The 12128-nt window shown below is 42.1% G+C and carries 9 protein-coding genes and 1 pseudogene; 1 reads left to right on the forward strand and 9 read right to left on the reverse strand.

The window, feature by feature from the left end:
* Window positions 1-300 precede the first annotated feature (300 nt).
* The 3 genes from RMX69_RS20470 to RMX69_RS20480 form a co-directional block, all read right to left on the reverse strand.
* Complete coding sequence (locus RMX69_RS20470; RefSeq protein WP_289797330.1) at window positions 301-1185, reverse strand: aspartoacylase; 885 nt, start codon at window positions 1183-1185, stop codon at window positions 301-303.
* On the reverse strand, window positions 1182-2237 hold the full coding sequence (locus RMX69_RS20475) for a glutathione S-transferase family protein (protein ID WP_322638545.1): 1056 nt from the start codon (window positions 2235-2237) through the stop codon (window positions 1182-1184). Before RMX69_RS20475 ends, RMX69_RS20470 begins: the two co-directional genes overlap by 4 nt.
* Before the next feature lie 212 nt (window positions 2238-2449).
* On the reverse strand, window positions 2450-5032 hold the full coding sequence (locus tag RMX69_RS20480) for a BsuBI/PstI family type II restriction endonuclease (RefSeq protein ID WP_322638594.1): 2583 nt from the start codon (window positions 5030-5032) through the stop codon (window positions 2450-2452).
* Window positions 5033-5147: 115 nt separating this feature from the next.
* On the opposite strand from RMX69_RS20480, the gene RMX69_RS20485 reads away from it, so the two are divergent.
* Window positions 5148-6131, forward strand: coding sequence for a D-glycerate dehydrogenase (locus RMX69_RS20485; protein WP_322638546.1), 984 nt, complete (start codon window positions 5148-5150; stop codon window positions 6129-6131).
* Between the two features lie 88 nt (window positions 6132-6219).
* Here RMX69_RS20485 and RMX69_RS20490 read toward each other — a convergent pair whose 3' ends face one another.
* From RMX69_RS20490 to kdpB, 6 genes and pseudogenes are all read right to left on the reverse strand, one after another.
* Window positions 6220-7980 (reverse strand): iron uptake porin, encoded by a 1761-nt coding sequence (locus RMX69_RS20490; RefSeq protein ID WP_322638547.1) that lies wholly within the window; start codon window positions 7978-7980, stop codon window positions 6220-6222.
* A gap of 226 nt (window positions 7981-8206) precedes the next feature.
* Window positions 8207-8407, reverse strand: a pseudogene (locus RMX69_RS20495) (chorismate-binding protein); the annotation flags it as partial.
* Between the two features lie 15 nt (window positions 8408-8422).
* Window positions 8423-8644 carry a hypothetical protein gene (locus tag RMX69_RS20500; RefSeq protein ID WP_322638549.1) on the reverse strand — a complete coding sequence of 74 codons (222 nt, stop codon included), beginning with the start codon at window positions 8642-8644 and terminating at the stop codon, window positions 8423-8425.
* 361 nt (window positions 8645-9005) lie between these two features.
* Entirely contained in the window at window positions 9006-9644 is a 639-nt protein-coding gene (kdpC, locus tag RMX69_RS20505; RefSeq protein WP_322638550.1) for a K(+)-transporting ATPase subunit C, read from the reverse strand.
* Window positions 9644-9913, reverse strand: a complete 270-nt coding sequence (locus RMX69_RS20510) for a potassium-transporting ATPase subunit F (protein ID WP_289797337.1) — start codon at window positions 9911-9913, stop codon at window positions 9644-9646. The genes kdpC and RMX69_RS20510 overlap by 1 nt, the downstream gene beginning before the upstream one ends.
* Before the next feature lie 6 nt (window positions 9914-9919).
* Complete coding sequence (gene kdpB, locus RMX69_RS20515; RefSeq protein WP_322638551.1) at window positions 9920-12061, reverse strand: potassium-transporting ATPase subunit KdpB; 2142 nt, start codon at window positions 12059-12061, stop codon at window positions 9920-9922.
* Window positions 12062-12128 lie beyond the last annotated feature (67 nt).

Below are 12128 nucleotides of genomic sequence, written 5' to 3' on the forward strand. Positions count from 1 at the left end.
TTGGTTTTAAAATCCCAAAAATTTGTCTAATCAAAAAAACCTGCCCCAGAAAGGGTTGGGGGTGGGGTTATTTTATTATGGGTAATTTGGCGGACATGATATCACCCCATCCCACCAAAGCTACGCTTTGTCTCTCCTCCCCAATGCTTTGGCTATGGTGTACACACAAGTACTTTCGTCCGCAACACAAGTCTTTTTTGAGCCTTTGAGGGAATAAAAAACAGCTTTATTTTTCGAGAGGGGTTGGAGAGATTAAAAATCTGTGGAGCCACTCTAAAAGACTTGTGTTTGATCCACATCCTAGATGTTGATTTGCTGCCTTTGGGTTAAACACATAGCAATTCCCTTTTCGTAGTAAGCTGCCTCATTAATAAAAATTGGCCAAACAGTAGATGCACCTTCATAAACAATTGTTTTATCGTCAAAAGTTATAAAGATTGGATCTCCTGGGTTCAAGGCTTGATAATCCTTATCCTGAAAATCTGGATGAATCATCCCAAAGATTGTACCATCCGATTTTTTTGGGTAGTCCACAACTGATAAGTGGTCATAGAGAATCAACGTTTCATTATTTGATGGAATTTTACCTTGGTTAAACTGTTCTAGGTAGTCCAGAAGGGCGCGAACAAGTTCCTCTGTTTGTTGGAACAGCGTTGCTTTTAAAAGTCCTTGGGCAATTGGGCCAACCTCAAACGCAAAGCCTAATTCGCACAGAGAATTTACAAATGGGTTTTCTGCAATTGATTTAAAAGAACAGCGATAAACCTTAACTAAAGGATTAAGTTGGCTCAGATAAGCAGCAAATTTCAAGTTTAAGGGATGACTGTTTACTAAAATAATTGTCAAGCCCATATTAGCCGTACTGCTGTGCAAGTCTAAGATGAAATCAGCTTGTTTATCCCCATTTGATGCTAGGGTATTCTGGATTAATTTAGCTTGCAATTCTTCGTAACTTTTCAGAGTCGGATTTTGTAAATCTTGCTTGAGAAAACAGCGATTTAAATCTTTCTCTACATATCGTCTCCCGGCGGCAAAAGCATTGGGATTTGCTAACAGAGTGACTGTCTCAAAACTCGGTCTAGTAATTAAATCGGGAAACTGGGCAAATTTCTGGATTAGGTAGGCTCCTGTAAACTCATTGCCATGAGTTCCACCGACAATTGCAACTCGATTAATCTGGTTCATGAAGCATTCACTCTGCCAATGCGATCGCGATCGTGTGGTTGATTAAGATAGGACATATCTGGCCCATTGGGAATAATTCCGCCGGGGTTGAGTGGAAATAGGTTTCCGTAGTAATCCCGCTTCACAGTTTCTACGTCACAAGTGTCAGCCACACCTGGAAGCTGATACAAATCGCGCAGATAAGCTCCGAGATTCTGATAGTCTCGAATTCGCTGCTTGTTGCATTTAAATAGCCCATAGTAGGCACTATCAAAGCGAAATAATGTTGTGAATAAACGCACATCTGCAAGTGTCAGGTGTTCACCGCAGAGATAGCGATTAGTCTGCAATGCAATCTCAATCTCATCGAGAGTTGCGAACAGTTCATTACAGGCTTGATTGTATGCTTCTTGAGTCTGGGCAAAGCCGCAGCGATACACACCGTTATTTACCGCGTGATAAATCTTTTCATTCCACCAGTCAATTTTCTCTTTAAGTTCTTCTGGGTAAAGATTTAGCGTCGGATTGTTGGCGAACTCGTTAAACTCAGAGTTCAGCATGACAATAATCTCTGAACTCTCATTATTAACAATAGTTTTTGTTTCGTTATCCCATAATACTGGAACTGTAGAGCGTCCACTGTAGCCTGGTTCTGCCTTCTGATAAAATTCAGCCAGTGTGCGACAGCCTTCTTCTTCTTGGTTAAATATCCAACCGCCTTCAATGGGAGAAGGAGAGACGATACATACTGATATTACCGCTTCGAGTTTTTTGAGCGATCGCACAACCAAAGTTCGATGCGCCCAAGGACAGCCCAGCCCAACATAGAGTTTGTAGCGCCCCGTTGCTGGTGGGTGGGGATTCCCTGATTCTGTACCGATGAACTTGCGAAACTGGCTATTAGGACGAATATATGCTCCCGACTGATTGCGAGGAGCAAGATTTGACATCATTAATTGCCACATACTCGTCCAAACAAACTTTCCTAACCAGATAATCAGCTTGGGAGGAAGCGACTTGCCTTTCTTCTTGGGGAGCTTTTTCTCGTCATCCATTGGAGTTGAGTTAGTCATGGCGACAATTTTGCTTTGGGAGCGATCGAGGTTACTGCTGTATATGCTGTTAAATTTATAGTCCGTAGGTTCTCATACCTACACGCACCTTGACATTTCTTACTTTACTTTACTATGCTTTGCCTTAACTATTGGATCTATATTGTAGACGGACACTGATATCGCATTTATGAGAATTTATAAGCTAGCGATCGCTTATTTTTAATAATAGTTTATTTAGTTTCAGAGTCTCTATCTACTTTGTAAGCCTGTAATAAATATTCTCCATTGAAGTGAATGAGATGAGTAAAATCTTCCGCAACCCAAACGTCGGTTTCCCAAGCAATTTCAGCCAAATACTCCACCATCGCTTTCCGACTTAAAAAGGTTGTTACCATTACAATCGGAATTTTTATCTCAGCAAAGATAACTTCAAGTTCTTTCTTCCGTTTAGGGTTAATTGGCCCATGAGAAGTTACAGCTTCAATTAAAACTAGCCAATCATTTTTTAGATAATGGATAATCACATCAGGCATTTTTCCATGAGAATCGATAGTAACACCTAAATCTCTCAATGCCACTTCATTAAAATGCGCGAATTTTTCATCTGTATCACCGACATAAATCAGTTTTCCTCCAGGTGTAAAACGTTCTGCAAACTCCTTAATGATCTTTTCAATCAGAATATTCTGTCCACCTGGCGATAGAGTTTTCACCTCTCCCTCAATCACTATCGGAATACGTGATAGTTCCCGCTCCTGAGCATATCGTTTTTTCAAAGTTTCAACTGAAGCAAGGTAAGTATGAACGCTCTTTTTCCATTCAGTAGTTCCATAAGTACGTAAGAGTTCAAGCGCACTTTCTTCAATCTGATATACTGTTTTCGGACTGTTAACGGGACGTTCAGGTGCATCTGGATTTACAATTATCAAAGCCGCATCTAAGAATTGATGGACTGTTTGGCGGCGAACAGTTTCCCGTGTATTAGGTTTATATGTTTTGCCATAGTGCAGTGCCATAAATTCCATCATTGGCGTAATTCCCATTAGCGGAGATGCAGCGCTTTCCCAAGGCACAGTCGGCTTTAAATCAAGTAAAGCTAAAAGAGTTAAGGCTGAACGCTCATTAAGTTGTGCCCGTGGAAGTCCAAGTTCAATTAGAATTTGTAGTGCTTCATCAATACGGGTTTTAATTATTAAGGGGTTGTTTTCAGACTGATTGTTCATACTCAATAACTCTTCTTGCACAAGTTGATCAATTTCTTTCTGTGATGGAAAATGCTCAGTAATATATAGCCCTAAGATCATTAATTGTGTTATTGTCGGATATTTTAAATTTCGTAAATCGGTTGCATTAACCTGAGTATGTCCATTAAACAACCGAAAAAATGCGTCAACGAGGCTAGAGTTAAGATAAGCAGCAAGACCACGTGCTAGGGTAAGATTAAGCCCTCTTCCTTCCTTGTGAAAATAATTCAGGTGATTTTCAAAACCTACCCAAGAACAATTAATTTGGTTGGCATCATATACAACGGCAACAACTCGTTTTTTTTCCTCTTTGGAGGAGAATCGTTTAGTCAAAACATAATGCTCATTTGGTACTAAAAGAGATACAGTTTGTTCTGCATATACCAGAGCTTGGTGTTTTTTAGTCACTTTGGGATACTCAACATATCCTTCTGAAAAATTCAATGGATAAATCAAAGGAACAGTGTCTTTATTTAGTATTAAACACAGATATTCTTTAGCACGAAAATCTACAACCCGTCCCGTTGATACAGTTAATTCTAGGTCTTTTAATGTACAGGTAAAGTTAGCCATTTTTTTAATGACTTGCTGACTTAGTGTATCGGGGATAATGTGGATAAATTGTTGCGAATCGTCGGGAAGAACTATCTCTGTATAAGCTAAGGAATTGGACAGCATAAAATCATCATCAGCATTTGAACTTGTACTGATGATCACATTGTCAAATTTGAGTTTTTGTTTAATAGCATGGATGACAATCGTTTCCTGCAAAACTTCATCATCAATAAAAGCTTCCTGTCTAGAATCAAAAAGATGTATCTGGTCTAAAGCCATCATTTCCAAAAACATTCTGCGGAAGTCTCTAAAATATGGCCCATTACAGAAACTACGCGGCGAAATAGCTACAAGCTCTCCTTGTGATTCAAGAAGCTGAACTGTAGCAGCGATAAAACCTGTATATAAATTGTTAGCTTCTAACCCTATAGAACGTAACAGTTCCCGAACTTTGGAATGAGCGTTAATTTTTAAATATGGGGGATTGAGAATAGCGTGGGTAAATCTGCAATTATCAGGATTATCGAACAAACTAGGCTGAAGAATTCTGACTGCATCCTCAATAAAATCCATATCTCTGATTTCATAGTTTAAAGAGATGCCAGCTATTTGACATTCTCTAGCACATAATTTCAATGTTTGATGTAAATACCCAATCAAAAAAGGATCGATTTCATAGGCAACAATATCTAAATTGGCTGGGCGTTTTTGCCTCTGACAAAGTTTAGCCACAAAAGCTGCAAGTAATGAGCCAACTCCTGCTCCAGCATCAAGTAGAGATATTTGAGAAAGATCGAGTTTGTCAAACATCCCAACCATTAATTCTGTGACTGGAGCAGGTGTCAAAAATTGACCTAGTTTTCCTTTTTGCTTTTGATCCTGTTTCAAGCTTGCAGCAATCCTCAGAATATCTACTTCACCAAGTAAGTTTCTGGCAGAACATTTTGACAAGCTTTTGAATTCCAACGGCTTGTGATGATTTTTTCTAGACTCTCTACTACTTGATTGGAACATCACGGCTCATTTTTACAGAATAAAAACCAACTTTATCAGGTTTTGAATTTACGCCATGATATTTTAAGGGGAAACCGAAGCAAGAAGCGTCCCTTTATCTAGAAATTATTTTCATATGCTTTATAAAGTCTTCGTCACTCGTCGCCTACCCATCGAATTAGAGCAACTGCGATCGCTTGCCATTGTCGAAGTTTGGCCAGAACGCCAACCCCCTCCATACGAAATTTTACTAGAAAAAGTCAAGGAAATAGATGGATTGCTATGTCTGCTGACTGACCAAATCGATCGCCAACTCATCAAGTCTGGAAAACTCAAAGTTATCAGTCAAATGGCGGTAGGTTACGATAACATTGACATTGCCGCAGCCACGGCACGAAAAATTCCCGTCGGTAATACTCCTGGGGTGTTAACCGATGCTACCGCAGATTTTGCTTGGGCATTACTAATGGCAGCTGCACGGCGCGTAGTAGAGGCTGATCGATTTACTCGTGCAGGTTTATGGCAGACTTGGGAACCAGATTTGTTGTTGGGGCCAAATGTTACGGGTGCTACCTTGGGGATTGTTGGTTTTGGGCGAATTGGACAAGCAGTTGCTCGCCGTGCCAAAGGATTTGAAATGCAGATATTGTACACGAGTAGGCAACGATGCAGCCCAGAGTTAGAACAATCTCTAGGTGTGGATTTTGCTACGTTAGAACACTTACTGCAAGAGTCAGATTTTGTGACACTGCACACACCATCGGCTGATGATACTTATCATTTAATTAGCGATCGCCAATTTGAGTTGATGAAGCGATCGGCTATTTTGATTAACACGGCGAGGGGAACTATTGTAGATCCAAATTCTCTCTATCGCGCCCTTGCAAGTGGTCAAATTGCGGCGGCGGCTGTAGATGTCACCGAACCAGAACCGATTCCTAGTAATAGCCTATTGTTAACCTTAGAAAATCTAATTATTGCACCTCATATTGGCAGTGCCAGCCGTCAAACGCGCTCAAAAATGGCTTCAATGGCGATCGCTAATTTAATCGCGGGATTGAGGGGCGATCGCTTGGCTAATTGTGTAAACCCTGAAATTTATAATTCACATCAGGCGTGAATTATAAACGCCCTCAATCTAGTACTACAAGGCGAAAGTCAAAAAGGACGCATAGTTATGCGTCCCTAAAGCAAATTGCTGTAAACCTTTAGAAAGTGAAAGTTGTTCTCAGCGTACCGATAATTGCATCATCGTTATTGCTGTTTTGACCAGGAGAGGTCAACCAGATTACGCCAGGGGTGATTGAGATATTATCTGACACGCGATATTTGTAAAAGCCTTCAAAGTGATAAGGTATATCATTCCCAGTACCAGCAAAAGCTCCGCCTCGGTTAAAGGCATAAGGTTCAGCACCTGCAAAAATCCCTAAAACGTTACCCTTTTTACCAAAGTCAGGTAGGGCTACCCCAAGACCGTAGCTCCAAGCTTCATAATCATCACCAGCACCAAAGCCTGTGACATCGTGGTAAGAAACAAAGCCACTGACTGACAGTTTATCGCTGGGTCTGAAGGCTGCCGATATCCCATAAGAATTACTGGAAGATCCGTTTAGGGTAGTTAGAGTGTTAGCTTGACCAGTACCTACAACGCGGTTAGTACTACCCAAACCACCACCTAGATCGAATAAATTACCACCTCCAGCACCATGATAACCGTGAACGTAGGTAGCACCTATAGATAAGCGATCGCCAACACTAAAGTTCAATTGTCCAAGAGCTGCATAGTTACCCTCTAGCAAACCTTGATTTGTGCCAGGATTACTAGCATTTGATGCCAAGTAGCCTATAGTCAGTGAACTTGGTTTGAAAAAATTGCCACCCTTACCAAAGGGTAAAGTCAGTGCCGCACCTGCACCACCACCAATGCGATAAATCGGACTTTCAGAAGCAAAGGTAGACAAAGCACCATTACCGCCATCAAAGTCCTCAAAGTAAGGGTTGTTAGTGGCAACATAATCGCTATGAATACCTCCGGTGCCCGCAAAGTAAGCTTGGGCTGGGCCTATGGGTACGTAATAAGCTAGCCAGTCGATAATCACACTGTTGTTACTAGTGCTGCCGAGTTGAAATGTTTGTGTGCCTTCAGCAGTATCGATAGCACCACCACCATTCCCTACTTGAGTAAAGGCTAGTGCATTCCCGGCTGCAAGACGGGTGTGTAAAACGTCTTTACCCGTGAAACTGGTTTGCAAGTCTAAACGTACCCTATCTTGGAAGACAGTATTATTGGCATCACCACTATTATTGCCAAAAATATCAGTAACGACAAAAATAGCTTCACCCACCAATTTTGTGGTAGTGGAAAACTGATTAGCTTCTAGTTCAGCAGTCCGTGCTTCTACAGAATCTACTCGACCACGCAGAGTTGCCAGTTCTGCCGAGAATTCCTCTTGCAAACGCTGGAGAGTCGCCAAATCCTGTTTTGTCACCAAGTCAGCAGTTGCTGTTGCAATCAGTTCATTAACTCGATCTAAACAAGCATTCAAACCTGCGGCAAACTCATAACGAGTCAGTGCCCGATTGCCACGGTAAGTAGAATTTGGGTATCCAGCAATACAACCGTAGCGCTCAACCAGGGATTGCAAAGCTTGGAATGCCCAATCAGTTGGCTGTACATCAGAAAATTGAGAAACTGATGTGACTTGAGACAGTGAATTCTGGTTCTTGCCTTCGTTGCTGTAGCGATTAACCTCTTCTAAAACCTTATTTTCATCAGTCTTTTGAGCAACCAATTGCTGATTAACTTTTGGTTGATCTGTTTGAATGAATATTGAAGCATTAGCAGCTTTTGGCTTTGTATCTTCAGAAGAGCTTGCTACTTCAGCAGCCATACCCTTAGCGGAAACCAACACCGTCACTCCCAAAACTACTGGACTTAGTACCAGAGTTTTCCACAATAGATGAGACATTTTTATTTTCCTTTTCCAAAAAATAACCAAAATCAGTTGGTTCAAGAAAAAGAGAACAAGTGATTATTCTACTTGTTGCGAATCTTATCAGATTGCTGTTACCTAAGCTATATATCTAAGAAAATTTTTCTAGATCGGGAATTGTCAAGTTTTGCAGATATCTTATTTGCCAAAGGTTGAGTTTATAATAAGGAAATTTCGGTCGTTTTTGTGCTACTTACGGACTTTAGCTTCTTGTTTTTAACCCTGGTTTGCGTTTATTGTGGCGATCGATCCATAGAAACCTTTCTGGAGATGAGCAAGCGATCGCAATTTCACCAAAGCGCAAAAATGCAGAGTAAGGAGCAGAATTGATTTTACGTAATGTGCTATGGAACGTCAATGGATCGGGGGTTGCATCGGTGTAAAGCTTATTAGTCAGGCAAACTTGATAGGTTTCCTCTTAGTGAATTTCGTCCAAGCATTGGCGAATATCTTGAATGTAATTTTGATAAGTGCGACTCAAACGGAACTTAACAGGCTGACAATTTTCTTGGGGTACAACAGAAGAAAGAGGATCTAGAGTTTCGAGTTGTTGTTGGATAGTATTGAACCAAGTTTCTACCTGTTCCGTATCTCTAAGTCGATGAGTCGGAATAACAAATACTGTTTCTTTGGGTTTCATAAAATTTGTTCAGGTTTATCAAATGAAATTTCCAAGCTTCAAACTTTTTTTAAACGTTCTCTGCATCACTCTTGTTACAGTTGCATCAGGATTATTCAAATAAACTTTAATAAATCGAGAATCTAAGGTTTTAAATTCTAACGTGAGTTCGATGAACCTCTCCCTCCCAGCCTCCCTCTCCGAAACAGAAAGGGAGGAGAAACGAAAAATTAAGCTTTTTGCTCCCCTCTGGGCGTCGGAGAGGGGCTGGGGGAGAGGTCAAATAAGACTTGTCGAACTCACGTTAAATTCTAAGTAATCATTCAATATTACTATAGATAACTATTCCGAAGAGGAGGCATATTCACTATTTCCCAAGCCCTTATCCCTTAATTTTATCCAAAGCTAAATTCAGCTTCAACACATTAACTCCAGGTTCGCCAAAAATGCCAAGAAAGCGTCCATCGGTGTTTTGAGAAATTAAAGTTTCCAGTTGGTTCGATTGAACTCCTCGCGCCTTGGCTACTCGTGCAATTTGCGCGATCGCAGCTTCCGGGGTAATATGCGGGTCAAGGCTGGAACCAGAGGTGTAAACTAAATCGCCAGTCGGCTGCACACCTGCTGTTTTCAAACGATTGAAGTCACCTTCAACTTTTTTGCTGGGGTCTGGGTCATCTTTACCCTTAATGCGTTCCATTAATGCGGGATTACTGGGAGCCAAGTTACTAGCACCGGAAACTCCAGTTTTCAAAACTCCTGCATCATCTTTTTTCAGATCGGCTGTGCTGTAACTCGTGGTACTAGGACGGCTGTTAAAATAGCGATCGCTACTAAAAGGTTGACCAATCAAAGCAGAACCGACAACTTGACCTGTGCTATTTTTCAAAAGACTACCGTTTGCTTGAAACGGAAATACAATCTGCCCAATAGCAATCATCGCAAAAGGATAAATAATTGCTCCAATAACCCAGAGTACCAAGGTAGAACGAACAGCTCTACCGGCTTCGCGTGCAAAACTCATTAGAATTTCTCCGGTACAAACATTACAAAAAATAGATAGATGGAAAGTCCCAGTGTCACCAGTCCTAACAGTCCCAATCCCCAAGATTGACTGCGGGAAAGTTGTTCGCCAGTAGCGGCATAAACCATAGGTGCAACCACTAGGTTGAAACACATCGCCAAGAATAAATACAGTGGCAGCTTTTGCCTACGCCATTGACACCAGATTTCAGTTATTTCTTCTAATACTTGAGATGCAAGAATAGTGCGGCGGATCTGAATAAGTTTCATAGTAAATTAAGACAAAGGTAGGATAATATCTATCAGCTTGATGGCAATGAAGGGAGCAACGATACCGCCAAGACCAAAGATGAAGATATTACGACGTAGCAGTTGATCTGCTGTTAAAGGTAAGAACTTCACTCCTTTGAGTGCTAGCGGAATTAGTGCCGGAATAATCAAGGCGTTGTAAATCAGCGCCGAGACGATCGCAGATTGGGCACTCTTTAATCCCATAATATTAAGTGCGCCGATTCCAGCAGCGGCAAAGATTGTCGGAATGATCGCAAAATACTTGGCAATATCGTTAGCGATGGAGAATGTTGTCAAGGCTCCACGAGTAATTAGCAACTGTTTACCTATGGTTACTAAGTCAATTAGCTTCGTGGGATCTGAGTCTAAGTCCACCATGTTAGCAGCTTCTTTGGCAGCTTGCGTCCCCGAATTCATTGCCACACCCACATTTGCTTGAGCGAGAGCAGGTGCATCGTTCGTACCATCCCCGGTCATTGCCACCAGTTTACCTTGAGATTGTTCCGAGCGAATCACCTCAATTTTGTCTTCTGGAGTCGCTTCGGCAATGAAATCATCCACCCCAGCTTCCTCGGCAATTACCGAAGCAGTAATTCGATTGTCTCCTGTGAGCATGATGGTGCGAACACCCATGCGCCGGAGTTGGTCAAATCGTTCTCGCAAACCGGGTTTGACAATATCTTTGAGGTAGATGACACCATAAATTTTGTCATCTTGGCAAACAGCCAAGGGTGTACCGCCTAACCGGGAAACTCGCTCATAAGCTGCATCTATATCATCAGGAACGTTACCGCCACGAGAACGGACAAATCCCTTAATGGCATCTACTGCACCTTTGCGAATTTGCTTGCCATCGGGTAGATTCGTGCCACTCATCCGGGTTTTAGCGGAAAATTCTACACCTTCGGCTTTGTCAATGTTAAAGTCTACCCCAGCCTGAGACTTTTCTGCTAAAATCACAATCGATTTACCCTCTGGCGTTTCATCAAACAAGCTAGCAGCTAAGGAAACTCGTGCCACATCTATTATTGAGTGGTTATCCAGGGGAATAAACTCATCAGCCATCCGGTTCCCCAAGGTAATCGTGCCTGTCTTATCTAATACCAAGGTGTTGATGTCACCGCAAGCTTCTACTGCTCGACCAGAGGTAGCAATCACGTTAAACTGAGCAACTCTATCCATCCCGGCAATACCGATCGCACTGAGCAAACCACCGATAGTTGTGGGAATTAATGCTACTAGTAGTGAGATGAGAATAGCAACGCTAGCACCCGCCCGCAAACTGTTTCCTGCCTCAACTCCAAAGGCCGTGCTGATAAAGCTGGCAATGTAGCCGACAAATGGGGGCATAGTTGCCACCACAATTAAGAACACCTGCGTTAACACTGCCAACAATACCGTCAAAGCAATCTCGTTGGGAGTCTTGCTGCGTTCTGCCCCTTCTACCAGGGAAATCATGCGATCGATAAAGCCTTGACCAGGATCGGCACTAATGCGAATTGTCAACTCATCGGAGAGTAGGCGTGTACCACCTGTCACCGAACTGGCAATATCTGTACCTGGTTGCTTCAGTACCGGGGCAGATTCCCCAGTGATTGCCGACTCATCCACTGAGCCAATACCTTTAATTACATCCCCATCGGCGGGAATCATATTATTTGCAACCACTTTTACCAAATCGCCCCGTCGCAGTTCTGTAGAATTGACTTTGACTATGGAACCATCGGGGAGGATTTTATTAGCGATCGTATCCGATCGCGTCGAGCGCAGTGAATCAGCTTGTGCTTTCCCGCGTCCTTCAGCTACAGCTTCGGCAAAGTTGGCAAAAACGAGGGTGAAAAAGAGAATAAAGGTAATCAACCCGTTTAAAAGGCGTTGTTGATTGACATCAGCCTGGATTGTGCCAAACAAATTTGGGTTTAGAGTAACAAGCAAGGTGATAATTGTCCCTACCCAAACAACAAACATAACTGGGTTTCTGACAGTAATTCGCGGATCGAGCTTAATAAATGACTCACGAATTGCTCTTTGGTAAAGTCCCCGCATATCAGCTTTGGGGGTATGTTTGCGCGAGTCACGAGTTCCAGATGGAATACGGGGGGAGGGAGAATCAGTAGTAATTGGCATACATTAAATTTTGAGCATGAGTCTTTGAGGTCGATGAACGGAGTTCCGAGGACAATGAACGGAGTTC

Origin of the sequence: Nostoc sp. EspVER01 (assembly GCF_034530635.1) — a bacterium.
Lineage (GTDB): Bacteria > Cyanobacteriota > Cyanobacteriia > Cyanobacteriales > Nostocaceae > Nostoc.

Coding starts and splice junctions, on each gene's coding strand:
- RMX69_RS20500 (WP_322638549.1), bottom strand. CDS start 8,644: ATGAAACCCAAAGAAACAGTATTTGTTATTCCGACTCATCGACTTAGA.
- RMX69_RS20485 (WP_322638546.1), top strand. CDS start 5,148: ATGCTTTATAAAGTCTTCGTCACTCGTCGCCTACCCATCGAATTAGAG.
- RMX69_RS20480 (WP_322638594.1), bottom strand. CDS start 5,032: ATGTTCCAATCAAGTAGTAGAGAGTCTAGAAAAAATCATCACAAGCCG.
- RMX69_RS20475 (WP_322638545.1), bottom strand. CDS start 2,237: ATGACTAACTCAACTCCAATGGATGACGAGAAAAAGCTCCCCAAGAAG.
- RMX69_RS20510 (WP_289797337.1), bottom strand. CDS start 9,913: ATGAAACTTATTCAGATCCGCCGCACTATTCTTGCATCTCAAGTATTA.
- RMX69_RS20470 (WP_289797330.1), bottom strand. CDS start 1,185: ATGAACCAGATTAATCGAGTTGCAATTGTCGGTGGAACTCATGGCAAT.
- kdpB (WP_322638551.1), bottom strand. CDS start 12,061: ATGCCAATTACTACTGATTCTCCCTCCCCCCGTATTCCATCTGGAACT.
- RMX69_RS20490 (WP_322638547.1), bottom strand. CDS start 7,980: ATGTCTCATCTATTGTGGAAAACTCTGGTACTAAGTCCAGTAGTTTTG.
- kdpC (WP_322638550.1), bottom strand. CDS start 9,644: ATGAGTTTTGCACGCGAAGCCGGTAGAGCTGTTCGTTCTACCTTGGTA.